Below are 24805 nucleotides of genomic sequence, written 5' to 3'. Positions count from 1 at the left end.
AGGCGCTACCGCAATGGGACGACACAGCTTGCCCGACGGCTCCGCACCGGAGCGCACGGGGGCCCGTTCCGGTGCCCGCCGCCGCACCCTCGTCCTCGCCACCGGTCTCGTCCTGGCCGTCGCCGCGGGTTCGGTGGTGGCGCTGCGCAGCGGCATGCTCCCATTCGGCGGGCCGTGCGACGGCCCGTCGGCGCGGCTCGATGTCGCCGCCTCGCCCGATATCGCCCCGGCGCTCGAAGCGGTGGCCGGACAGGCGCGCCGGGACGCGACGCGCACCGACGGCAGATGTCTGGACGTCAGGGTCACCGCGCGCGCCGCCCACGACCTCGCCGACGCGTTCGGGCAGCGGCCGGTCGACCCCGAGTTCCAGGTATGGATACCGGATTCGAGCCTGTGGGTGGACCGGGTCGAGGCGGAGCGCGGCACCCCGCTGACCGCCGCGGGCGCCGTCGCCTCGTCCCCGATCGTGCTGGGCGCCGTCCCCACGGCCGCCACCGCGCTGGGCTGGCCCGGCACGACCTACACCTGGACGAGGCTGATCCGGCGGGCGACCTCCGGCGACGCTCCGCGCCTGGGCGTCGCCGACCCGGCCCGCAGCGCCACCGGTCTGCTCGCACTAGCCCGGATCAGCGCCGGCGACGCCAAGGACACCGGCAACGCCGACGAGGCCCGCACCCGCACCGCCGCGACCGCCAAGCTGCTCCACCAGCGGATCGCGGACGGCGACGGACCCGCCCTGGCCACCCTGCCGCGCAACGGCTCCCGTGCGGAGCGGGACAATCCGCGCCGCAACCAGGCGCTGCTGCTGTCGGAACAGGCCGCGTACGCCCACAACACCGCGGCGGGCGGCGGCCCCGGTCTCGACCTGTTCTACCCCCGGGACGGCCCGGCCCGGCTCGACTACCCGTACACCCTGGTCGACGAGGCCGAGATGAGCCCCGAGCAGGCCCGCGCCGCCAGCCGTTTCATGACACTGCTCGGCGAGCGCGAGGGCCGGCGCACGCTGCGCGGGCACGGCTTCCGGACCGAGAACGACGCGGCGGACCCGAAGGTGACCGACGCCGCCGGCGGCCGCGCCCCGCAGCCGTACTCCGCGTCCCCCGCCGATCCGCCGAACGGCAAGGAACTCCAGGCGCTGATGGGGAGGTGGACGGTCACGGTCCAGAACATCCGGCTCACCTCGGTCGTGGACGCCTCGCCGTCGATGGCCGGCCCGGTCCCGGGCGACGGCCGGTCGCGGATGGACCTCACCAGGAACTCCCTGCTCCAGGCACTGGCCACCTTCACACCCGAGGACGAGATCGGGCTGTGGAGGTTCGCCACCCTCCTGGACGGCACCAAGGACTACGCGGAGCTGTCCCCCACCGGCCGCCTCGGCGACCGGGTCCCGGGCGGCGGCACCCACCGTGACGCGCTCACCGCCGCGTTCGGCTCACTGGCACCGGTGCCGCGCGGCGCCACCGGCCTGTACGACACCACCCTCGCCGCGTACCGCCAAGCCCGCGCCACCTACGCGAGCGGGAAACTCAACGCCCTGGTCATCGTCACCGACGGCGTCGACGACGACGCCGTGGGCCTCGGCCTCGACGCCCTGGTCGACGAGCTCAAGGGACTGTCCGACCCCGGAAAGCCGGTCCCGCTGATCGCCCTCGCGATCGGCCCGGCGGCCGACACCGCGGCCCTGCGGCGCATGGTGGCGCCGACCGGCGGCTCGGCCCACCGGGTCGCCGACCCCTCGCAGCTCCACCAGGCGCTCATCAAGGCCCTCATGACGGCGGGCGGCACGCGTCCGCGCTGAGCGCGCCGGCCGGCCGCTTCGCCTCCCGGCCCACCGGACGTACTCCGCCGTCCGCTCCGCTCCGCCCGTCGGTCGCCGCCCGCTACGCCCCGTCGGTCGCCGCCCGCTGCGGCTCCCGTACGGCGGCGCGGCCGCCGACCGGCCAGGCCACCGGCCAGGTGTGCACCGGCTCCCCGGAGTGCATCAGCTCGCCGTAGCGCCGGGTCATCGCGGCGAGCGCGGCATCCCGGTCCAGGCCCTGGCGCCGGGCGTGCCGGCACGCCGCGGCCTGCCAGGACGCGCCGTTGACCCGGCGCCGGCAGCGCTCCTCGATGATGCCGAGGTAGTGGTCGCGGTCGGCCGGTTCCACCCCCCAGGCGTCCAGTCCGCGAGCCGCCAGCGGCAGCAGTTCGCCGCGGATCAGCCGTACGGCCGGGATGCCGGCGATCCCGCCGGACCGTCCGGGGCGGGGCCAGTCCAGGGTGGCGTCGATGCCGTACCGGCAGGCGGCGTCGAAGTTGCGGGCCGCGGCGGCGAACGGGAGACGCGACCAGATGGGGCGCGGCTCCTCGGCCAGCGCGCGCACCAGTCCGTAGTAGAACGCCGTGTTGGCGATGACGTCGGCGACGGTGGGTCCGGCCGGCAGCACGCGGTTCTCGACCCTGAGGTGTGCGACGCCGTCGGCGACCGCGTACACGGGGCGGTTCCAGCGGTAGATCGTGCCGTTGTGCAGCACGAGTTCGGCGAGGTCGGGCGCCCCGCCCTCGTCGAGGACCCGCAGCGGCTCCTGCGGTCCGCAGACCGGCAGCAGCGGCGGGAAGTAGCGCAGGTTCTCCTCGAACAGGTCGTAGGCGGAGTCGATCCAGCGCTCCCCGAACCAGGTACGGGGCCGCACCCCCTGGGCCTGCAGCTCGGGCGCGCGGGTGTCGGTGGCCTGCTGGAAGACCGGTGGCCGGGACTCGCGCCACAGTTCACGGCCGAAGAGGAACGGCGAGTTGGCGCCGACCGCCACCTGCACCGCGGCGATGGCCTGTGCCGCGTTCCAGACGGCGGCGAAGCGGCCCGGTGTCACCTGCAGGTGCAGCTGGACCGAGGTGCACGCGGCCTCCGGCGCGATGGAGGGCGAGCGGGAGACCAGGTGCTCGACGCCGCGGATGTCGAGGGCGAAGTCCTCGCCGCGGGCCGCCCGCATCTGGTCGTTGAGCAGGACGTAGCGGTCGTTCTCGGAGAGACTGGCGGCCGTGAGGTCGGTGGCGTGCAGGGTGGGCAGAATGCCGATCATCACGATCCGGGCGGCGACCTCGCGGGCCTTTCGCTCGGCGTAGGCGAGTCCCGTACGGAGTTCCTCGGCGAGCTGGTCCAGGACGCTGCCGCTCAATCGGTGCGGCAGGATGTTCACCTCTAGATTGCACTGGGCGAGTTCGGTCTGGAAATCGCAGCTGGCGATGCGTTCGAGAACTTGCGAGTTCATCATGCGGGGCAGCCCGTCGGCACCCGCCAGATTGAGTTCGATCTCCAGGCCCATGAGGTTTTTGGGCCGGTCGAACCGCTCCTCCGCCAGGAGCCTGCGCAATCCCGCGAGACACTCGTGGAGCTTTCTTCGATAACGCTCCCGGTCCGCCAGGTCGATCCCGTCCGCGGCGACCTTCTCCCCCATCGACGGGTCCCTCCTCGAGTGAACGACCCGCGGCCACGGGCCGCTTGGGGCCTTCCCCGACTCCACCGGGGCTCACGCTACGGTCGATGATGCCCCGGCAATCTGATCGATAACGCCGCGCGGGCACTCCGGTACCGATAGGCTCGAAGTGGTCCGGCCTCCGGCACTCGCCATCGGCATATCTCCATGGCGCCGGCCTTCCGCATTTCCGTCGCGGGAATCACCGGCGAGATCCGGCCTACCGCGCCACGGCGGCAATGCGAGGTGGCGGCGTAAAGACATTGCACAAAGCGTCATAAAGCACCTCGCGCAAGGGTCTGGTTTTCCTCTTGCCGGAAATCCGCAAGGCCGGTAGCCGAAACACTTTCGGAACATACGTCGTATAAACTCCGCTTACGAGGCAGAGACTTGGCGCCCCGCGTCCCGGTGCGCTCACCGGCACGGGGGCACAGCGACTGACCTCGCCGGGCCGCAGCCCCGGCCGGCCACGCTCTGACCCCGCACGCAGACAGCGTCGTTTGCACCTGCCACGCTCCACCGTGTCTCCGAAGTGAGAGGCGACCCACCATGCCGCTGCACCTTCCCCCTGCCCCCGCGCCTGCCCTGCGCAGCGTGCTCGCCGCTCTCGGCTCGCCCACCGCGGTCCGCGAGGCCCCGGTCCCCGCGCTGCGCGCCCATCAGGGTCCGCTCAGCCCCGACCACGCGCTGCCCGTGCACGTCTGGGACGACGTCAGCGGGGGCATGCCGCAGACCCGGCTGACCGGCTGGCGTTTCCTGGTCCGCGGCGGGGAGCGTGCCGTGGCGACCGCCGAGGCGATGCTCACCGCGGACGGCTGGGCCTTCGCCCGGTTCTGCGGCGGCCCCTACGTCGCCGCGACCGAGCAGGCCCTGGCGCAGGCCGAGGCACTCGCCACGCCCTGCCAGCCGCGGCTGCTGTCCGTGCCCGAGCTGTACATGCTCACCCTGTGGCTGCACCACGACACCGCCTCCGACGGCGCCGAAGGGCTGCCCGCGCCCGGTGACCTGCTGATACCGCTGGCGCCCGCCCCGCCGGGGATCGCCGCGCACCGTCCGCAGCGCATCGCCGACCTGCTCCCCCGGCTCACCCTCCGCCTCACCCCGGCGACCCCGCTCCTCGCCGAACCCGCCTGAACCGGCGCACCGCTCCGTTTCCCGCACGAGCATGCCCCGCGGCCCCGTCCGGCCACGGGGCGCTCTGTCGCGCTCACCCACGCGGGCTAGTCCGTGGTTACCACTCCCAACCCTCTTGGGGAGGAGTGCAATTGGGAGCAACCGCCCGCATGGGTGACGCGTCCGTATCGAGTGAGTACCGCTGCTGCGAAATCCCTGCGGAATCCTCTCCGTGGGGCAACACTGGGACCCACCGACCGAAACGGGGGAGCGGCCATGAACACCTCATCGAGCCGCACGACGACGTTCACCACACCGCAGCGAAAGACAACTTCCATGTGCCAGCACCAACCGCCATGCCCGTCAGCTGACTCCTCCGACCGGGAGGCCGCCCACCTGGTGGCGCACCACCCGGAACAGGGCTGGAGCCTGCTCTGCAACGGCGTCCTGCTCTTCGAGGACACCGGCGAGCTGCTGCCGGACGGGCAGGTCATCGCCCCGCACCGCGCTCGCGCCACCGCCGCCGCCTGACCCCGAGCGCGGCACGCACCACAGGGCCCCCGGCAGATCTGCCGAGGGCCCTTGACTGTTGCGGTGGGTCCGCTGCCGTGACTCAGTTGTCGTAGGCGTCCAGCGGCGGGCAGGAGCAGACGAGGTTACGGTCGCCGAAGGCACCGTCGATCCGGCGCACCGGCGGCCAGTACTTCTCCGCGGCCTCGACGCCGGACGGGAAGACCGCCTCCTCGCGGGTGTACGGGTGCGACCAGTCGCCACCGAGCGCGGCCGCGGTGTGCGGGGCGTTGCGCAGCGGGTTGTCGTCCTTGTCCCACTCCCCCGTGCCGACCTTCTCGATTTCCGCACGGATGGCGATCATCGCGTCGCAGAACCGGTCCAGCTCGCCGAGGTCCTCGCTCTCGGTCGGCTCGATCATCAGCGTGCCGGCCACCGGGAACGACATCGTCGGCGCGTGGAAGCCGTAGTCGATGAGCCGCTTGGCGACGTCGTCGATGCTCACGCCGGTCGCCTTGGTCAGCGGCCGGACGTCGATGATGCACTCGTGGGCGACCAGGCCGCCGGGGCCGGTGTAGAGCACCGGGTAGTGCGGCTCCAGGCGCTTGGCGATGTAGTTGGCGCTCAGCACCGCCACCTGGGTGGCGCGCTTGAGGCCCTCGCCGCCCATCAGGCGGACGTACGCCCAGGAGATCGGCAGGATGCCGGCCGAGCCCCAGGGGGCGGCGGAGATCGGGCCCACGCCCGTCTCGGGGCCCGCGCCCGGCTGCAGCGGGTGGTTGGGCAGGTACGGCGCCAGGTGGGCGCGCACGCCGACCGGGCCGACACCCGGGCCACCGCCGCCGTGCGGGATGCAGAACGTCTTGTGCAGGTTGAGGTGCGAGACGTCGCCACCGAACTTGCCGGGCTCGGCGAGGCCGACCAGGGCGTTGAGGTTGGCGCCGTCGACATAGACCTGGCCGCCGGCGTCGTGCACCGCCGCGCAGATCTCGGTGATGTGCTCCTCGAACACGCCGTGCGTCGAGGGGTAGGTGACCATCAGGACCGCGAGCTCGTCACGGTGCTTCTCGATCTTGGCGTGCAGGTCGTCGGCGTCGACCTCGCCGTCCTCGCCGGTCTTGACGACGACGACCTTCATCCCGGCCATCACCGCGCTGGCGGCGTTGGTGCCGTGCGCGGAGGACGGGATCAGGCAGACCGTGCGCTGCTCGTCGCCGTTGGCACGGTGGTAGGCACGCACCGCCAGCAGACCGGCCAGCTCGCCCTGCGATCCGGCGTTGGGCTGGATGGAGACCTTGTCGTAGCCGGTGACGGTGGCCAGCCGCTCCTCCAGCTCCTGGATCAGCGTGAGGTAGCCCTGGGCCTGGGCGGCCGGCGCGAAGGGGTGCAGCTGGCCGAACGCGGGCCAGGTGACCGGCTCCATCTCGGTGGTCGCGTTCAGCTTCATGGTGCAGGAGCCGAGCGGGATCATGCCGCGGTCCAGCGCGTAGTCCTTGTCCGCGAGGGTGCGCAGGTAGCGCAGCATCGCGGTCTCGGAGCGGTACTGGTGGAAGACCGGGTGGGCGAGGTAGTCGTCGCTGCGCCGCAGGGCCTCGGGCAGCGCCTCGGCGGCGGCCGCGTCCAGCTGCTCGACGTCGCCGTGCACCCCGAAGGCGCCCCAGACGCCGGCCAGCTGCGCCCGTCCGGTGGTCTCGTCGCACGCGATGCCGACGAGGTCGGCGTCGACCTGCCGGAGGTTGACCCCGGCCTCGCGGGCGGCGGCGACGACCTCGGCGGCCCGGCCGGGCACCCGCGCGGTCAGCGTGTCGAAGTACGCGTCGTGCACGATCTCGACCCCGCCGGCCCGCAGGCCCTCGGCGAGGACCGCGGCGTAGCGGTGGGTGCGCCGGGCGATGGTCCGCAGACCCTCGGGGCCGTGGTAGACCGCGTACATGCCGGCCATGACGGCGAGCAGCACCTGCGCGGTGCAGATGTTGCTGGTGGCCTTCTCCCGGCGGATGTGCTGCTCGCGGGTCTGCAGCGCGAGGCGGTAGGCCTTGTTGCCGTCGGCGTCGACGGAGACGCCGACCAGGCGTCCCGGCAGGCTGCGGGCGAACTGGTCGCGGACGGCCATGAAGCCGGCGTGCGGCCCGCCGAAGCCCATCGGGACGCCGAAGCGCTGGGTGGTGCCTACGGCGATGTCCGCGCCGAGCTCGCCGGGCGAGGTCAGCAGCGTCAGGGCGAGCAGGTCGGCGGCGACGGTGACGACCGCGCCCAGCTCGTGGGCCTGCTCGATGAGCGCGCGCGGGTCGCGGACCGCACCGGAGGCGCCCGGGTACTGCAGCAGCACACCGAAGATCCCGCGCTCGGCGACCTCGGCCGGGATGCCGTCCGACAGGTCGGCGACCACGACCTCGACGCCGGTGGGCTCCGCACGGGTCTCGATCACGGCGATGGTCTGCGGCAGACAGTCGGCGTCGACCAGGAAGACGCCCTGCTTGACCTTGCCGACCCGCCGGGAAAGCGCCATCGCCTCGGCGGCCGCGGTGCCCTCGTCCAGCAGGGAGGAGCCGGAGGTGGGCAGGCCGGTCAGGTCGGCGACCATCGTCTGGAAGTTCAGCAGCGCCTCCAGGCGGCCCTGCGAGATCTCCGGCTGGTAGGGCGTGTACGCCGTGTACCAGGCCGGGTTCTCCATGACGTTGCGCAGGATCACCGGCGGGGTGAACGTGCCGTAGTAGCCGAGTCCGATCATGGACGCGAGCACCTGGTTGCGGTCCGCGAGACCGTGCAGCTCCTGGAGCACCTCGGCCTCGGTACGGGCCTGCGGCAGGCCGAGCGCCTCGGCGCTCTTGATCACATCGGGCACGGCGGTGGCGGTGAGCTCGTCCAGCGAACCGAACCCGATGTGCGCGAGCATCTTGGCCTGCGCCTCGTGGTCGGGACCGATGTGCCGGTGCTCGAAGGGAGTGCCGCTTTCCAGCTCGGTCAAGGAGATGCGATTGGTGGTCATCTGCGGGGGCCTCCTGGTCACGCGACCTACGAGGGGCACCACGGCGCGGGTGCCCGGACGGCCTCCCCCTCTGTCATCTCAACCTGAGAGCTTCACCGGCCCGCACGAGGCGGCCCGGCTTTCACCGTCGGTGAGGAGGGGTCCCGGAGCTGTGCCTTCCGCGGCCCGCCCTGCTTTCCAGAGTGACCTCGCCCACGCGGTACGTGTGCCTGAGAGATTCCGGGGAGGATTTGCTCCTTCGGCGCCCTGAACGCGAACGATCAGGGACTCTCCCGCACGGGGTCTGCGGCCATTGGCCAGCCTACCAGCGCGGCACTCGAAGGATCCTTCGAGTGGCCAGGGCATGAAATGTGCCGTTTGGTAGTTGTCAGAGGGCAGTTGCGACCAATTGGAGGGGCCGTGCAAACCGATATCGATCCCCGGAGCCTGATCGGCCGCAAAGCGTTCGACCGTAATGGCGCCAAAATAGGCACGATCGACGAGGTCTACCTCGACGACGCGACGGGGGAACCGGAGTGGGCGGCCGTGCGTACCGGACTCTTCAGCCGGGACGCGTTCGTCCCCCTCGAACCCAGCAAGATGGTCGGCGAGGGGCTGCACATCCCCTACGACCGCAAGCTGATCAAGGATGCGCCGGACTTCGGCGTCGGCCGCCATCTCTCCCCCGAGCAGGAACTCCAGCTCTACCACCACTACCGACTGGATATCTCCTCGCCGACCGACCCGGTGTCCTCCCCCGGCTCCGGTGACCAGGACTTCGGCAAGATCGCCGGCTCGGACGACTGACCGTCCGCCGGCCCCCCGCCCACCAGCGGCAGGGGCTCCCCCGGCCGCAGTGCCGGATCCTCGACAGCAAAGGTCCGCACCCTCCCCGGTGCGGACCACGGCGTTTCGAAGCGTACGGTCACCCTGCCCACCCCGCTCCCCTGCACCCAGCCCGCGCCGTACTCGTCGTGCAGCACATCCCGTCCCGGATCCCAGCGCCGCGGCCGCTCCTCGGCCTCCGGCGCCGCCGCCCCGCCACCGGACAGCTCCGCCGCCGCCTTCGCGGCCCTCTCGGCCTCCTCCGCCTCGCGCTCCGTCGCCGCCTGGGCGAACAGGTCCTCCTGCGTGAAGTCGGCCAGCCCGCTGACCCCCACGCCCAGCAGCCGCACCCCGCCGGTGGTGTCCACCGTCTCCAGCAGCCGCACAGCGGCCTCCCGTATCACCGCGGGGTCGTCGGTCGGCCCGCGCAGCGTCTCGGAGCGGGTCAGCGTCGAGAAGTCGTAGTTGCGCACCTTGATGACCACCGTCCGCCCCGAGCGCCCGGCGGCCCGCAGCCGCTGTACGCAGCGGTCGGCCAGCCGCAGCACCTCGCCGCGCACCCGCGTCCGGTCGGTCAGATCCACCTCGAAGGTGTCCTCGACCGAGATGGACTTCGCATCCCGCTCGGCCACCACCGGCCGGTCGTCGCGGCCCAGCGCCATCGTGTACAGCCCGGCGCCGTGCGCCCTGCCCAGCAGCCGCACCAGCTCGGCCTCACCGGCCTCCGCGGTCTCCGCGACGGTGTGGATCCCGGCCCGGCGCAGCGTCTCGGCCGTCGCGGGCCCCACCCCCGGCAGCGTCCGCACCGTCATCGGCCCCAGCAGCTCGCGCTCGGTACCGGGCTCGATCACCACCAGACCGTTCGGCTTGGCCGCCTCGGACGCGATCTTCGCCAGCATCTTGGCGCCGGCCAGCCCCACCGAGCCGGTCAGACCCGTGGCGGACCGGATGTCACGGCGCAGCTGCTCGCCCACCGCCCGCGCCGCGGCCGTTCGCGGCGGCACCCCGCCCGCCTCCAGGTCGACGAACGCCTCGTCCAGACTCAGCGGCTCCACCAGCGGCGACAGCGCGTGCAGCAGCTCCATCACCACCTCACTCACCTGGCGGTACAAGGAGAAGCGCGGGGCGAGATAAGCGGCGTTGGGGCACAGCCGACGCGCCTGGGCCGTCGGCATCGCGGAGCGGACACCGAACACCCGGGCTTCGTACGACGCCGTGGAGACCACCCCGCGCACGCCGATCCCGCCGACCACCACGGGCTTGCCGCGGAGGCTCGGCTTGGCCGCCTGCTCGGCGGCCGCGAAGAACGCATCCATGTCGAGATGCAGGATCGTCGGCGCGGGTCTCACATCTCCGATGCTGCCCCATGCCACTGACAATCGGCCCCGTGCCGGTCCGGTGCGGCCGCCGGGACTCAGCCCGCCCGGTTGCGCCGCCGCGCCAGTTCGTCGTGCGGGTTCTTCCCGATGAGGGTCTCGCCGGTGTCCACACGCTCCCCGTGGAGCTGTGACAGCGCGCCCTCCACGTCCCGCCACACCACGCCCACAGCGATGCCGAAGACGCCCTGGCCGCCCTGGAGCAGGTCCACGACCTGGTCGGGCGAGGTGCACTCGTAGACCGTCGCGCCGTCGCTCATGAGCGTCATCCGGGTCAGATCCGCCAGCCCGCGCGCCCGGAGGTGCTGGACCGCGGTGCGGATGTTCTGCAGCGACACCCCGGTGTCCAGCAGCCTCTTGACGATCTTCAGGACCACGACGTCCCGGAAGCTGTAGAGCCGCTGGGTGCCGGAGCCGTACGCAGGCCGGATACTCGGCTCCACCAGGCCCGTACGCGCCCAGTAGTCGAGCTGCCGGTAGGTGATGCCCGCTGCCGCACAGGCGGTCGGGCCGCGATAGCCGATGTTCTGCGCCTCGCAGTCCCCCGACACCGCCGCGGCCGGTGCCGGGGCAGGGTTCGCTGCTGCGCCCGAGTGGAGCGGCAACGCCCCTTCCGCCGCCATACCGTCGCCGGTGATTGCCACGCCGCCCTCCGTCCTCCACGTCCCGGACGGGACCTGCCACATCGACGGTATGCAGTCACTCGGGGTGCGTCAACGATCGCCGCGCTCGCCACGCCGAGTGATAATCACCCTACGAGTGGTTTCTCGTGACCTCGCACGGGGAACGGCTAAGTGTTTGACCGGAAACAGGCGGTTCGTCTGGCCGGTATTACTGGCTGTTGGTACCGAAGTCCTCGGGCGAGATCTGGTCGAGGAACTCGCGGAACTTCTCCACCTCGTCCTCCTGCTCGTCCGGGATGGCGATCCCCGCGTCGTCCAGCACACCGTCGGTACCGAAGATCGGCGTTCCGGTGCGCAGCGCCAGCGCTATGGCGTCGGACGGACGCGCACTGACCTCGACTCCGCTCGCGAAGACGAGTTCGGCATAGAAAACCCCCTCGCGCAGATCCGTGATGCGGACCTGCGTCAGTTCCTGGCCCACCGCTTCCAGCACATCCTTGAAAAGGTCGTGCGTCAGCGGCCTGGCAGGGACCATGCCCTGCTGGGCGAAGGCGATGGCAGTGGCCTCCCCTGGCCCGATCCAAATGGGCAAGTAGCGGTCGCCTCCCACCTCCCGCAGGAGCACGATCGGTTGGCTGGAAGGCATTTCCACCCGGACACCCACGACGTCGAGCTCGTTCACACAGCAACCCTAGGACGTGCCCGGCCGGTTTGGGTAGTCGGGCACTCGTTTGCTCGCTAAAGGCGGACCCGCAAAGCACTCTGCACCAGCGCCGCGTGCAGCCGTACGGACAGCGTTGCCAGCTCCCTGGCGGTGGCTTCGGCATGGGCCCTGGTCTGCGGGTTACGGTGCCGCCGAAGGGGTGCAACGACCTGCTCGACCAGGCCCGCCTCGCGCTCGGCGGCCGCCTTCACGGCACGCAGGTGCCGTGGCTCCAGACCGAAGCGGCCCAGGTCCGCGACGAGCTTGGCGATCGTGACGGCCTCGATGTCGTATCCGCCCTCCGCGTGAGGGACGATGAGCCCGTAGGACTCCCAGTCGGCGAGCGCCGCCTCGTCCACCTCCGCGGCGGCCAGCAGCTCGGCCCGGCCGATGCGGGCAGCCGTAGGACGCTCCTCACCGGGGTCGTGCACGCCTTCGACGAGATCACGGGAGGGCGTGGCCGGAGCCGGCAGCGGCACCCGCTCACCGCGCTCCAGGGCGTCCAGATGCTCCCTGATGACCTTGAGCGGCAGATAGTGGTCCCGCTGCATCCGCAGGACGGCCGCCAGGCGCTCGACGTCCTGCGGCGTGAATTTGCGGTATCCGGAAGGCGTGCGCTTCGGCTCGACCAGCCCCTCGGCCTCCAGGAAGCGAATCTTGGAGATGGTGACCTCGGGGAACTCCTCGCGCAGCTGGGTGAGCACCGTGCCGATGCTCACCGGCTTGCCGTCCGAGGAGGCGGCGCCGGGGAACCCGGCGCCGCCTTTCGGTGTATCGCGCATATGCCTTCCCCGGCCGGTCAGATACCGGCGCCTCGCTGGCTCGCGTAGAAGACCAGGCGGAACTTGCCGATCTGGACCTCGTCGCCGGTGGCGAGGGTGACGGAGTCGATCCGCTCACGGTTGACGTAGGTGCCGTTGAGGCTGCCGACGTCGGAGACCGTGAAGAGACCGTCGGAGCCCCGGCGGAACTCCACGTGACGGCGCGAGACCGTCACGTCGTCGAGGAAGATGTCGCCCTGCGGGTGCCGGCCGGCCGTCGTCAGCTCGCTGTCCAGGAGGAAGCGGCTGCCCGAGTTCGGACCCCGCCGGACGACCAGCAGAGCCGATCCCAACGGAAGGGCGTCGACGGCCGCCTGGGCCTCCGGGGACAGCGACGGCGCCAGGTTCTGGCCGGTCGCCTCCGAGTCGTAGGCCTCCAGCCCCGAAATGGAGATCGTGGAGGTCGTCTCGGACGCCCGCTCGGGCTGGGCGCCCGCGCGAAGGGGCGCTCCGCAGTTGGAACAGAACCGGCTCGCCTCGGCATTCCGGTTCCCACACCTCGTACAAACCGGCAAGGCCGACCCTCCACCCGTGCTTGCGGCTGATGGTTCCTGGGAACCTATGCGGCCGGCACCGGAGGGGTCAACAGAACCCGCGCCGTACCCCCCGGACGGACCGCTGACCTCGTCACGGAAGAGCGGACGGTCCTCGGCGGAACCGCTCTCGTCGGGCCTTCCCGACGCACGGTGCCGCGCGGAGCCGCTGTCGCCATCCTGGCGGGCGCTCTTGCCGAACAGCTTTCCAAACAACTTCACGGGCGATTCCCCTTGAACGACATAGACCCGCCCGTGGGGCAGGACGAACCCTCGATGCACACACCGGCCGATCCGGACATCCTGTGAACGTCCGTGGCCTTCAGACAGTTTCCACCACACACCACACGCACGATGCGTCGACCCCCCGCTACCTCATGCCCTCGTCGGGCACTCGACATACCTGTACGCCTCACTGCGATGACGACCGAGCGTAGTCAGGCCGCTTCGCCTCTCGCAAGGCGTCCACAATGATCTTCTTCTCACGGGTCACAGACACCTTGGCCTGCTCCTTTTCCAGAGTCTGGACCACTCCGCCGGGGATGTTCAGCGCCGGTTCCAGATCCTCCGGCTTACCGATGACCTTGAAACGGTACGGCTGCACGACCCGCTTCCCGTCGATCCCCACGCCGCCCCTGACATCCGACAGAGAGGTGTTCGCGACGACCCGGACGTCATTGACCTGGATGGCCTCGGCGCCGGCCGCCCGCAGCTCCTGGATGGTGTCCAGCAGCTTGTCCGCCTCGACGGAGTGCGCCGGGTCGTCGATGGTCAGGGTGATGCCGGGCCCTTGCGCCGCGACGGTCCCGGCCAGCACGCCCAGCTGCTGTTCCTTCTCCACGGTCTGCTTACGGGCCTCCTCGGCCTGGTCCGAGCTGTTCGCCAACTCGGTCTTCTGCCCTTCCAGGCGCCGCTGTTCGTCGGTCAACCGCTGGGAGCGGTTGTCCAGCTCGTCCAGAATGCGCACCAAGTCCTCCTGACGCGCACCCCGCAGAGCACTGCTGTCACTTGTGGAACGTACCTGAATCGCCAGGCCGAGGCCGAGAATGAACAGGAGCAACGCAACGATCAGTTGAGCCCGGGTCAGCCGCGGCGGCCACAGGCTCGCCACCAGCCGCTCCCGGCCGCTCTTCGGGCCCTGTGCGCTCCCGTCGGCAACCGCCTCCGGAGTCGAGGAGTCTGCCCCTTTGTCGGCCTTGTGTCCAGCACTGTCCGGTTCGTGGGGCTCGGTCTCTTCCTCGGCCTCGGCCCACTCCTGGGTACTCGCGCTCTCGGGCGGCATCGGCCGCCGGCTCGCCGGGCCGCTGTCCGACTCGGCTTCCGGCTCCCGCTCCCGAGCCGGTGCCGACTTCGACGCCGGTTCCGACTCCGGTCTCGGCACCGGCTCCAGTTCGGGCTTTCCTTCCGGCTCCTGCTCGGGCCGGGGGCGCTCCGGCTGCGTGGCGGACTCCGGCCGATCCGCCGGCTGCGGCCACGTCGGCCGCTCCGGCCGCCCTGTCTGCTCCGCCTGTACCTGCTTCTTCCCGGGCTCCGGGGTCTCCTCCGTCGGCATCGGCCTCACGCCCGGAAGACGTGCCGACGGATGGCGGCGGCGTTGGAGAAGATCCGGATGCCCAGCACCACGACGACACCCGTGGAGAGTTGGGCGCCGACGCCCAACTTGTCGCCGAGGAAGACGATCAGCGCGGCGACGACGACATTCGAGAGGAAGGAGACCACGAAGACCTTGTCGTCGAAGATGCCGTCCAGCATCGCGCGCAGACCACCGAACACGGCGTCCAGCGCCGCGACGACAGCGATCGGCAAGTAGGGCTCGACCACCGTCGGCACCACGGGTCGGACGACAAGCCCGACCACGACTCCCACGATGAGGCCCAATACGGCGATCACGATGTGCCCTTCCCTATGTCGGTGCCGTCCGCCTTGGCGGCACCGGCCTGCGGCTTTGCGGTACGTACGATCAAACTGGGCGCGGGCGTCAGCGTGACCTCGTGCTCCACGGAAATCCGGGTGCGCACGCCGTAGTTCTCCTGCAGCACATGCAGGTACTGGCCGTCGGCGCTGTCCTGGAAAGCGGTGCTCAGCCTCTGCCCGTCCCCCACCGCCAGCACCGTATAAGGCGGCACCAGTGGCTTGTTGTCGACCAGTATGGCGTCTCCTGCGGCTCTGATCGCCGAGAGTGACGTAAGCCGCTGTCCATTGACGGAGATGGCCTCCGCACCCGACGCCCACAGCCCGTTGACGACGCGCTGCATGTCTCTGTCGCGCACCCGCCCCGTGTCCGAAAACCCACTGCTCTCGCGCGGTCCGCCGCCGCTGGACTCCGCGTCCTTGGCATCGTCCACGACGAGTTTCACGCCGGGCCCGGAGACCTGGGTCGAACCGGACAGCAGCCCCAGCAGCTCGGCCTTGTCGCTGCCGTGCTGCTTCAGCGCCTCGCGCTGCATCCTGCTGACGTCGTCCCGGAGCGCGTCGACCCGCTGCTGCTGCCGGTCCGCCTCACCGGTGCCCTTCTGGATGCGGTTGATCAGCTCCTCGCGCTCCTTGGCGAGCGTCGGTGCCGCAATCCGCGCCTGCGCCGCCCCCACCGTCACCACGAGAGCGGCGAGCACCAGACCGGCGGCGAGGCCCAACTTGGCCCGCAGGGTACGCGGCAGACCGCGCACACCGGTTTCCGACTTCCGGGCGGCGGCCTCGGCGTATCCGTCGTCGAGGCTGTGATCCATCACATTGGTCAGCAGCGACATGGACGCGTCGGGGCGCGCGGCCGAGGTCTTCGTGTTGCTCCGATCGGGGCGCTGCTGCGACATGCCGCACATCGTCGCACGTCGGCCGCGCGGTCTCCCAATGGCCCCACCGGCGCGCCGATCCACGGCCCGCCGGTGGGGTCCCGGTCAGCGTCCCGCGCTGTCCACCACCGCGGACCACTCGTCCAGCAGCTGCAGGGCGGAGGCGTCGTCGGGCCCTTCCGCCCACAGGTGGGTGACCGCCTCGGCGGGGTCGGGGAGCACCAGCACCCAGCGGCCGTCGGGCTCCACGACCCGTACGCCGTCGGTGGTGTCCACGTCCCGGTCACCGGCCGCCTCGACGACATGCCGCATGACCAGCCCCTTCACCGCCCAGGGGGTGGCCAGGTCACGGCGCTGGACGTGCGCCCGCGGGATGCGCGCGTCGATCTGGCTCAGCGTGAGCTGGGTGCGGGCCACCAGCCCGATCAGCCGGACGAAGGCGGCGGCACCGTCGAAGACGCTGCTGAACTCGGGGATGAGGAAGCCGCCCCTGCCGTCCCCGCCGAAGATGGTGGCGTCCTCGCGTCCCACCCGGGTCAGGTCGTCGGGCGAGGTCGTCGTCCACTCCACCTGCGTCCCGTGGTACGCCGCCACCTGCTCGGCGATCCGGGTCGTGGTGACCGGAAGGGCCACCCGCCCGGTGCGCCGCTCCGCCGCCACCAGGTCCAGCATGACCAGCAGCGCACGGTCGTCCTCGATGATCCGGCCGCGCTCGTCCACCAGGGAGAGGCGTTCGCCCACGGGGTCGAAGCGCACGCCGAAGGCGGCCCGCGCCGAGGCCACGATCTCGCCGAGCCGCACGAGTCCGGAGCGCCGCGCGTCGGCCGTCTCGGTCGGCCGGGACTCGTCGAGCCCGGGATTGATGGTCAGGGAGTCCACCCCGAGCCGCCCGAGCAGGCTGGGCAGGACCAGGCCCGCGCTGCCGTTCGAGGCGTCCACGACGACCTTCAGTCCGGACTCGCTGATGCCTGTGATGTCCACGGCCCGCAGCAGCGACCCCGTATAGGAGTCGAAGACACTGGCCGGGAAGATCAGATCACCGATCTCGCCGGGGAAGGCGCGACGGTACTCCTGGCGGGCGAAGACCCGGTCGAGCTTGCGCTGGCCGGCCTGCGAGAGGTCGGCGCCCCGCTCGTCGAAGAACATGATGTCGACGGAGTCCGGCACGCCCGGCGTCGTCCGGATCATGATGCCGCCGGCGCTTCCGCGCGCGGTCTGCTGGCGGGCAACGGGCAGTGGGACGTTCTCCAGGTCGCGGACGTCGATGGCGCTGGCCTGCAGCGCGGAGATCACGGCGCGTTTGAGCGCCCGGGCGCCGCGGGAGTGGTCTCGCGCGGTGGTGACCGTGGAGCCCTTCTTGAGCGTGGTGGCATACGCGCCCGCGAGCCTTACGGCGAGTTCCGGGGTGATCTCGACGTTGAGGATCCCGGAGACGCCGCGGGCGCCGAACAGATGGGCCTGGCCCCGGGACTCCCAGATCACCGACGTGTTGACGAAGGCGCCGGCCTCGATGGTCTTGAACGGGTAGACCCGCACATTGCCCTGCACGATCGATTCTTCACCGATGAGGCACTCGTCGCCGATGACCGCGCCGTCCTCGATCCGGGCGGCCCGCATGATGTCGGTGTTCTTGCCGATCACGCAGCCGCGCAGATTGCTCTGCTGCCCGATGTAGACGTTGTCGTGCACCACCGCCCGGTGCAGGAACGCCCCGCTCTTGACGACGACATTGGAGCCGACGACGGTGTGCTCCCGAATCTCGGCATCCGCTTCGATCTTGGCGTAGTCACCGATGTACAACGGCCCGCGGAGCTCGGCATCGGGGTGGACGTCGGCGCCCTCTGCGACCCATACGCCCGGCGAGATCTCGAAGCCGTCGATTTCCACATCGACCTTGCCCTCGAGGACATCGGCCTGGGCCTTCACATAGCTCTCGTGCGTGCCGACGTCCTCCCAGTAGCCCTCGGCGATATAGCCGTAGATCGGCTTGCCTTCCTTCATGAGCTGCGGGAAGACATCGCCCGACCAGTCGACGGGCACATCGGGCTCGAAGTAGTCGAAGACCTCCGGCTCCATGACGTAGATGCCGGTGTTGACGGTGTCCGAGAAGACCTGGCCCCAGGTGGGCTTTTCCAGGAAACGTTCGACCTTGCCGGCCTCGTCGACGATGGTGATGCCGAACTCGAGCGGGTTGGGGACCCGCGTCAGGCAGACGGTGACCAGGGCACCCTTCTCCTTGTGGAACCTGATCAGATCGGTGAGGTCGAAATCGGTGAGGGCGTCACCGGAGATGACGAGGAAGGCGTCGTCCTTGAGGGCTTCCTCGGCGTTCTTCACGCTGCCCGCGGTACCGAGTGGCTTTTCCTCATTGGCGTAGGTGAGCTCCATCCCGAGCTCTTCGCCGTCGCCGAAATAGTTCTTCACGAGCGAGGCAAGGAATTGCACGGTCACGACGGTCTCATTGAGACCATGCCGTTTCAGCAGCCTGAGTACATGCTCCATGATCGGCCTGTTGGCGACCGGAAGCAGAGGCTTGGGCATACTGGACGTCATGGGGCGAAGGCGTGTTCCTTCGCCGCCGGCCATCACAACGGCCTTCATGTCGGAAGCGTCCTCCTCTAAGAGACGACGGTCTTGCCGACTTCACTTGTCCAAAGCGCCCGCTGTTCCTGTTCTCATGTACGTACGGGCGCCGGGCCCTGGCACAACCTGCCGGTTCGGAGAGCTCAGTCGGCCGTGGCGTCCGCCCTGATGATTCGACGGACCTGGACCACGTAGAGGATCCCTGCCCACCAGTAGAGGGCCGTACCCCATCCTGCGAACGCCCATCCGAAAACCGTGGCGAGTTCGTGAAGCCAGCCCCTCCTGTCGCTCAGGAGGAGCAACGGGAAGGCATACATCAAGTTGAACGTAGCCGCTTTGCCCAGGAAGTTCACCTGGGGAGGCCCGTAGCCGTGGCGTCCGAGGAATCCGACGGCGATGAGCAGCATCAGCTCCCGCGCCAGCAGGGCTCCGGTGAGCCAGAGCGGCAGGATCTCGCGCCAGGTCAGGCCGACCAGCGTCGACAGGATGTAGAGGCGGTCGGCAGCCGGGTCGAGGATACGGCCCAGGCTGCTGATCTGGTTCCAGCGCCGGGCGAGCTTGCCGTCCAGATAGTCACTGACGCCGCTCAGCGCCAGGATCAGGAGTGCCCAGAGGTCAGCGTTCGGGCCACCGAATTCCGGCCACAGGATCAGCCACAGGAACACCGGCACGCCGACGAGGCGCGCCATGCTCAGGATATTCGGGATGGTGAGGACGCGATCCGTCTGGACCCGCGTCTCCTGGACCTCCACGCGGGGGCCTCCTGTGGGGGAAATGTGCCAACGATGCACCCTGACCTTACCCGCCCCGCCGGCCGGGCCGTGCCGCGGGGCCCCGATCCACGACAACGCAGAAAGGCCCCGCACCATACGGTGCGGGGCCTCCCCACAATGATTGTTCGGCGGCGTCCTACTCTCCCACAGGGTCCCCCCTGCAGTACCATCGGCGCTGAAAGGCTTAGCTTCCGGGTTCGGAATGTAACCGGGCGTTTCCCTAACGCAATGACCACCGAAACACTATGAAGATATCAACCCGGACATGACACAGGTCGTTACTTCAGAACCTACACAGTGGACGCGAGCAACTGAGGACAAGCCCTCGGCCTATTAGTACCAGTCAACTCCACCCGTTACCGGGCTTCCATATCTGGCCTATCAACCCAGTCGTCTACTGGGAGCCTTAACCCCTCAAGGGGGTGGGAGCCCTCATCTCGAAGCAGGCTTCCCGCTTAGATGCTTTCAGCGGTTATCCTTTCCGAACGTAGCCAACCAGCCATGCCCTTGGCAGGACAACTGGCACACCAGAGGTTCGTCCGTCCCGGTCCTCTCGTACTAGGGACAGCCCTTCTCAAGACTCCTACGCGCACAGCGGATAGGGACCGAACTGTCTCACGACGTTCTAAACCCAGCTCGCGTACCGCTTTAATGGGCGAACAGCCCAACCCTTGGGACCGACTCCAGCCCCAGGATGCGACGAGCCGACATCGAGGTGCCAAACCATCCCGTCGATATGGACTCTTGGGGAAGATCAGCCTGTTATCCCCGGGGTACCTTTTATCCGTTGAGCGACGGCGCTTCCACAAGCCACCGCCGGATCACTAGTCCCTACTTTCGTACCTGCTCGACCCGTCAGTCTCACAGTCAAGCTCCCTTGTGCACTTACACTCAACACCTGATTGCCAACCAGGCTGAGGGAACCTTTGGGCGCCTCCGTTACCCTTTAGGAGGCAACCGCCCCAGTTAAACTACCCACCAGACACTGTCCCTGATCCGGATCACGGACCCAGGTTAGACATCCAGCACGACCAGAGTGGTATTTCAACAATGACTCCACAACCACTGGCGTGATTGCTTCAAAGTCTCCCACCTATCCTACACAAGCCGAACCGAACACCAATATCAAGCTATAGTAAAGGTCCCGGGGTCTTTCCGTCCTGCTGCGCGAAACGAGCATCTTTACTCGTAATGCAATTTCACCGGGCCTATGGTTGAGACAGTCGAGAAGTCGTTACGCCATTCGTGCAGGTCGGAACTTACCCGACAAGGAATTTCGCTACCTTAGGATGGTTATAGTTACCACCGCCGTTTACTGGCGCTTAAGTTCTCAGCTTCGCCGACCCGAAGGTCGACTAACCGGTCCCCTTAACGTTCCAGCACCGGGCAGGCGTCAGTCCGTATACATCGCCTTACGGCTTCGCACGGACCTGTGTTTTTAGTAAACAGTCGCTTCTCGCTGGTCTCTGCGGCCACCACCAGCTCAGAGTGCAAGACTCATCACCAGCAATGGCCCCCCTTCTCCCGAAGTTACGGGGGCATTTTGCCGAGTTCCTTAACCATAGTTCACCCGAACGCCTCGGTATTCTCTACCTGACCACCTGAGTCGGTTTAGGGTACGGGCCGCCATGAAACTCGCTAGAGGCTTTTCTCGACAGCATAGGATCATCCACTTCACCACAATCGGCTCGGCATCAGGTCTCAGGCTTCAAGCTGTCCGGATTTGCCTAGACAGCGCCCTACACCCTTACCCCGGGACAACCACCGCCCGGGCTGGACTACCTTCCTGCGTCACCCCATCGCTTACCTACTACCACCTTGGATCGGCGGCTCCACCACGTCCCTTCGTCCGAAGACTCCAGGCCGGCTTCACGGCCTTAGCATTAATGGATTCGATATTGGGCGTTTCAAAGCGGGTACCGGAATATCAACCGGTTGTCCATCGACTACGCCTGTCGGCCTCGCCTTAGGTCCCGACTTACCCTGGGCAGATCAGCTTGACCCAGGAACCCTTAGTCAATCGGCGCACACGTTTCCCACGTGTGTATCGCTACTCATGCCTGCATTCTCACTCGTGAACCGTCCACAACTCGTTTCCACGGCTGCTTCACCCGGCACACGACGCTCCCCTACCCAACACAGCCTCCGTTAGGAGTATTACTGCATTGACACGACTTCGGCGGTGTGCTTGAGCCCCGCTACATTGTCGGCGCGGAATCACTTGACCAGTGAGCTATTACGCACTCTTTCAAGGGTGGCTGCTTCTAAGCCAACCTCCTGGTTGTCTCTGCGACTCCACATCCTTTCCCACTTAGCACACGCTTAGGGGCCTTAGTCGATGCTCTGGGCTGTTTCCCTCTCGACCATGGAGCTTATCCCCCACAGTCTCACTGCCGCGCTCTCACTTACCGGCATTCGGAGTTTGGCTAAGGTCAGTAACCCGGTAGGGCCCATCGCCTATCCAGTGCTCTACCTCCGGCAAGAAACACACGACGCTGCACCTAAATGCATTTCGGGGAGAACCAGCTATCACGGAGTTTGATTGGCCTTTCACCCCTAACCACAGGTCATCCCCCAGGTTTTCAACCCTGGTGGGTTCGGTCCTCCACGAAGTCTTACCTCCGCTTCAACCTGCCCATGGCTAGATCACTCCGCTTCGGGTCTTGGGCACGCTACTCAACGCCCTCTTCGGACTCGCTTTCGCTACGGCTTCCCCACACGGGTTAACCTCGCAACATACCGCAAACTCGCAGGCTCATTCTTCAAAAGGCACGCAGTCACGACACAAGGACAAGTCCTTGTGCGACGCTCCCACGGCTTGTAGGCACACGGTTTCAGGTACTATTTCACTCCGCTCCCGCGGTACTTTTCACCATTCCCTCACGGTACTATCCGCTATCGGTCACCAGGGAATATTTAGGCTTAACGGGTGGTCCCGCCAGATTCACACGGGATTTCTCGGGCCCCGTGCTACTTGGGTGTCTCTTAAACGAGCCGTTGATGTTTCAGCTACGGGGGTCTTACCCTCTACGCCGGACCTTTCGCATGTCCTTCGCCTACACCAACGGTTTCTGACTCGTCCCACAGCCGGCAGACTGCAGAAAAGAGATCCCACAACCCCAGCCACGCAACCCCTGCCGGGTATCACACGTAACTGGTTTGGCCTCATCCGGTTTCGCTCGCCACTACTCCCGGAATCACGGTTGTTTTCTCTTCCTGCGGGTACTGAGATGTTTCACTTCCCCGCGTTCCCTCCACACTGCCTATGTGTTCAGCAGCGGGTGACAGCCCATGACGACTGCCGGGTTTCCCCATTCGGACACCCCCGGATCAAAGCTCGGTTGACAGCTCCCCGGGGCCTATCGCGGCCTCCCACGTCCTTCATCGGTTCCTGGTGCCAAGGCATCCACCGTGCGCCCTTAAAAACTTGGCCACAGATGCTCGCGTCCACTGTGCAGTTCTCAAGCAACGACCAGCCACCCACCACCCCAACCCGAAGGCTGAGTTCACTGGGGCCGGCATCGCGAAGGTCCAGACTCAACAGTCCGTACCCTCAGATACCCAACAACGTGCCCGGCCCACTCGACCTCCCGGATGCGTTCCACGCCGAAGCAGTACTAACTTCCAGAGAATCAAGTGTGCCGAATAGTCAACGTTCCACCCATGAGCTATCCACCGTCGGACGTTTGCCGACGTAGTGGCTCTGGACAACCTTGCGGCCGTCTAGATGCTCCTTAGAAAGGAGGTGATCCAGCCGCACCTTCCGGTACGGCTACCTTGTTACGACTTCGTCCCAATCGCCAGTCCCACCTTCGACGATTCCCTCCCACAAGGGGTTGGGCCACCGGCTTCGGGTGTTACCGACTTTCGTGACGTGACGGGCGGTGTGTACAAGGCCCGGGAACGTATTCACCGCAGCAATGCTGATCTGCGATTACTAGCAACTCCGACTTCATGGGGTCGAGTTGCAGACCCCAATCCGAACTGAGACCGGCTTTTTGAGATTCGCTCCACCTCGCGGTATCGCAGCTCATTGTACCGGCCATTGTAGCACGTGTGCAGCCCAAGACATAAGGGGCATGATGACTTGACGTCGTCCCCACCTTCCTCCGAGTTGACCCCGGCAGTCTCCTGTGAGTCCCCATCACCCCGAAGGGCATGCTGGCAACACAGAACAAGGGTTGCGCTCGTTGCGGGACTTAACCCAACATCTCACGACACGAGCTGACGACAGCCATGCACCACCTGTACACCGACCACAAGGGGGACCCTGTCTCCAGGGTTTTCCGGTGTATGTCAAGCCTTGGTAAGGTTCTTCGCGTTGCGTCGAATTAAGCCACATGCTCCGCTGCTTGTGCGGGCCCCCGTCAATTCCTTTGAGTTTTAGCCTTGCGGCCGTACTCCCCAGGCGGGGAACTTAATGCGTTAGCTGCGGCACGGACGACGTGGAATGTCGCCCACACCTAGTTCCCAACGTTTACGGCGTGGACTACCAGGGTATCTAATCCTGTTCGCTCCCCACGCTTTCGCTCCTCAGCGTCAGTATCGGCCCAGAGATCCGCCTTCGCCACCGGTGTTCCTCCTGATATCTGCGCATTTCACCGCTACACCAGGAATTCCGATCTCCCCTACCGAACTCTAGCCTGCCCGTATCGAATGCAGACCCGGGGTTAAGCCCCGGGCTTTCACATCCGACGTGACAAGCCGCCTACGAGCTCTTTACGCCCAATAATTCCGGACAACGCTTGCGCCCTACGTATTACCGCGGCTGCTGGCACGTAGTTAGCCGGCGCTTCTTCTGCAGGTACCGTCACTCTCGCTTCTTCCCTGCTGAAAGAGGTTTACAACCCGAAGGCCGTCATCCCTCACGCGGCGTCGCTGCATCAGGCTTTCGCCCATTGTGCAATATTCCCCACTGCTGCCTCCCGTAGGAGTCTGGGCCGTGTCTCAGTCCCAGTGTGGCCGGTCGCCCTCTCAGGCCGGCTACCCGTCGTCGCCTTGGTAGGCCATCACCCCACCAACAAGCTGATAGGCCGCGGGCTCATCCTTCACCGCCGGAGCTTTCCACCACCAGACCATGCGGTCGGAGGTCGTATCCGGTATTAGACCCCGTTTCCAGGGCTTGTCCCAGAGTGAAGGGCAGATTGCCCACGTGTTACTCACCCGTTCGCCACTAATCCCCTCCCGAAGGAGGTTCATCGTTCGACTTGCATGTGTTAAGCACGCCGCCAGCGTTCGTCCTGAGCCAGGATCAAACTCTCCGTGAATGTTTACCCGTAATCGGGTCAACACACACGAGAGCGGAACAACCAGACGGAATAGGTCCGGTCGTTCACAGCGTCCTCGCTGTGTGTGCCACCCCGACCCATGGGGCCGTGGTGGGCTTTTCAAAGGAACCTCATCCACCGGAATGTTCCGGCGGACGGGGTATCAACATATCTGGCGTTGACTTTTGGCACGCTGTTGAGTTCTCAAGGAACGGACGCTTCCTTTGGATTCCCTCTCGGGTTTCCTCCGGGCGCTTCCCTTCGGTGTTTCACACTCTATCAGGCCCTTTTCGGCTTTCGAACCGCTGCTTTTCTGCAGACAAGCAGAAGCGCGCAATTCTTGAGTCGCGATCAAGACGCTGGGAGTGCCGCCCACCTCAACCGGACGCAGTTGATTGCGTCCTGGCTGTCTGGGGCAGGTCTCAGACAGTACAGCCCTGCTGTGGGCGAGGCAAATCGATTCGGCATG

The 24805-nt window shown here is 67.6% G+C and carries 16 protein-coding genes, 3 rRNA genes and 2 riboswitches; of the genes, 4 read left to right on the top strand and 15 right to left on the bottom strand.

Annotated elements, in window-relative coordinates:
- Positions 1–13 precede the first annotated feature (13 nt).
- On the top strand, positions 14–1798 hold the full coding sequence (locus K7396_RS31530) for a substrate-binding domain-containing protein (protein ID WP_086719125.1): 1785 nt from the start codon (positions 14–16) through the stop codon (positions 1796–1798).
- 82 nt (positions 1799–1880) lie between these two features.
- Here the strand turns inward: K7396_RS31530 and K7396_RS31525 are convergent, their stop codons facing one another.
- A complete protein-coding gene (locus K7396_RS31525) occupies positions 1881–3434 on the bottom strand; it encodes a glutamate-cysteine ligase family protein (protein ID WP_086719126.1) in 1554 nt (517 codons plus the stop codon).
- A gap of 567 nt (positions 3435–4001) precedes the next feature.
- Between K7396_RS31525 and K7396_RS31520 the strand changes: the two genes are divergently transcribed.
- On the top strand, positions 4002–4586 hold the full coding sequence (locus K7396_RS31520; protein WP_086719127.1) for a hypothetical protein: 585 nt from the start codon (positions 4002–4004) through the stop codon (positions 4584–4586).
- 315 nt (positions 4587–4901) lie between these two features.
- Positions 4902–5096, top strand: a complete 195-nt coding sequence (locus K7396_RS31515; protein ID WP_279627945.1) for a DUF5999 family protein — start codon at positions 4902–4904, stop codon at positions 5094–5096.
- A gap of 82 nt (positions 5097–5178) precedes the next feature.
- Here the strand turns inward: K7396_RS31515 and gcvP are convergent, their stop codons facing one another.
- Entirely contained in the window at positions 5179–8064 is a 2886-nt protein-coding gene (gene gcvP / locus K7396_RS31510; protein ID WP_086719129.1) for an aminomethyl-transferring glycine dehydrogenase, read from the bottom strand.
- 60 nt (positions 8065–8124) lie between these two features.
- A riboswitch (glycine riboswitch) is annotated at positions 8125–8251 on the bottom strand.
- Positions 8252–8349: riboswitch (glycine riboswitch) on the bottom strand.
- 114 nt (positions 8350–8463) lie between these two features.
- Between gcvP and K7396_RS31505 the strand changes: the two genes are divergently transcribed.
- Entirely contained in the window at positions 8464–8850 is a 387-nt protein-coding gene (locus K7396_RS31505; RefSeq protein ID WP_170314272.1) for a PRC-barrel domain-containing protein, read from the top strand.
- On the opposite strand, the gene K7396_RS31500 is transcribed toward K7396_RS31505, so the two are convergent.
- The 13 genes from K7396_RS31500 to K7396_RS31440 form a co-directional block, all read right to left on the bottom strand.
- Positions 8757–10217, bottom strand: a complete 1461-nt coding sequence (locus tag K7396_RS31500) for a DNA polymerase IV (protein WP_086719131.1) — start codon at positions 10215–10217, stop codon at positions 8757–8759. The genes K7396_RS31505 and K7396_RS31500 overlap by 94 nt on opposite strands.
- Before the next feature lie 65 nt (positions 10218–10282).
- Positions 10283–10888, bottom strand: coding sequence for a MerR family transcriptional regulator (locus tag K7396_RS31495; RefSeq protein WP_086719132.1), 606 nt, complete (start codon positions 10886–10888; stop codon positions 10283–10285).
- A gap of 187 nt (positions 10889–11075) precedes the next feature.
- Positions 11076–11549, bottom strand: coding sequence for a bifunctional nuclease family protein (locus K7396_RS31490; RefSeq protein ID WP_006606439.1), 474 nt, complete (start codon positions 11547–11549; stop codon positions 11076–11078).
- A 56-nt stretch (positions 11550–11605) separates the two neighbouring features.
- A complete protein-coding gene (gene ftsR / locus K7396_RS31485; protein WP_086719133.1) occupies positions 11606–12352 on the bottom strand; it encodes a transcriptional regulator FtsR in 747 nt (248 codons plus the stop codon).
- A gap of 17 nt (positions 12353–12369) precedes the next feature.
- Positions 12370–13218 (bottom strand): FHA domain-containing protein, encoded by an 849-nt coding sequence (locus K7396_RS31480; RefSeq protein ID WP_223660438.1) that lies wholly within the window; start codon positions 13216–13218, stop codon positions 12370–12372.
- A gap of 118 nt (positions 13219–13336) precedes the next feature.
- Positions 13337–14206 carry a DUF881 domain-containing protein gene (locus tag K7396_RS31475; protein WP_308686902.1) on the bottom strand — a complete coding sequence of 290 codons (870 nt, stop codon included), beginning with the start codon at positions 14204–14206 and terminating at the stop codon, positions 13337–13339.
- Between the two features lie 275 nt (positions 14207–14481).
- The gene (locus K7396_RS31470; protein ID WP_003984969.1) at positions 14482–14814 is read right to left on the bottom strand and encodes a small basic family protein; all 333 of its coding nucleotides are present in this window, start codon (positions 14812–14814) and stop codon (positions 14482–14484) included.
- Positions 14811–15743, bottom strand: coding sequence for a DUF881 domain-containing protein (locus K7396_RS31465; RefSeq protein ID WP_174886901.1), 933 nt, complete (start codon positions 15741–15743; stop codon positions 14811–14813). The genes K7396_RS31470 and K7396_RS31465 overlap by 4 nt, the downstream gene beginning before the upstream one ends.
- Positions 15744–15818: 75 nt before the next feature.
- Positions 15819–18314 carry a mannose-1-phosphate guanyltransferase gene (locus K7396_RS31460; protein ID WP_086719137.1) on the bottom strand — a complete coding sequence of 832 codons (2496 nt, stop codon included), beginning with the start codon at positions 18312–18314 and terminating at the stop codon, positions 15819–15821.
- A gap of 125 nt (positions 18315–18439) precedes the next feature.
- Positions 18440–19048 (bottom strand): CDP-alcohol phosphatidyltransferase family protein, encoded by a 609-nt coding sequence (locus K7396_RS31455; protein ID WP_086719138.1) that lies wholly within the window; start codon positions 19046–19048, stop codon positions 18440–18442.
- Between the two features lie 144 nt (positions 19049–19192).
- Positions 19193–19309 (bottom strand): 5S ribosomal RNA (gene rrf, locus K7396_RS31450).
- A gap of 73 nt (positions 19310–19382) precedes the next feature.
- Positions 19383–22502, bottom strand: a 23S ribosomal RNA gene (locus tag K7396_RS31445).
- A 305-nt stretch (positions 22503–22807) separates the two neighbouring features.
- A 16S ribosomal RNA gene (locus tag K7396_RS31440) occupies positions 22808–24336 on the bottom strand.
- Together the 16S, 23S and 5S rRNA genes form the textbook arrangement of a ribosomal RNA operon.
- Positions 24337–24805 lie beyond the last annotated feature (469 nt).

Source organism: Streptomyces angustmyceticus, from assembly GCF_019933235.1.
Taxonomy (GTDB): Bacteria; Actinomycetota; Actinomycetes; order Streptomycetales; family Streptomycetaceae; genus Streptomyces; species Streptomyces angustmyceticus.
Note: the sequence above shows the minus strand (reverse complement) of the source record. Positions and strands in the feature narration are given on the sequence as shown.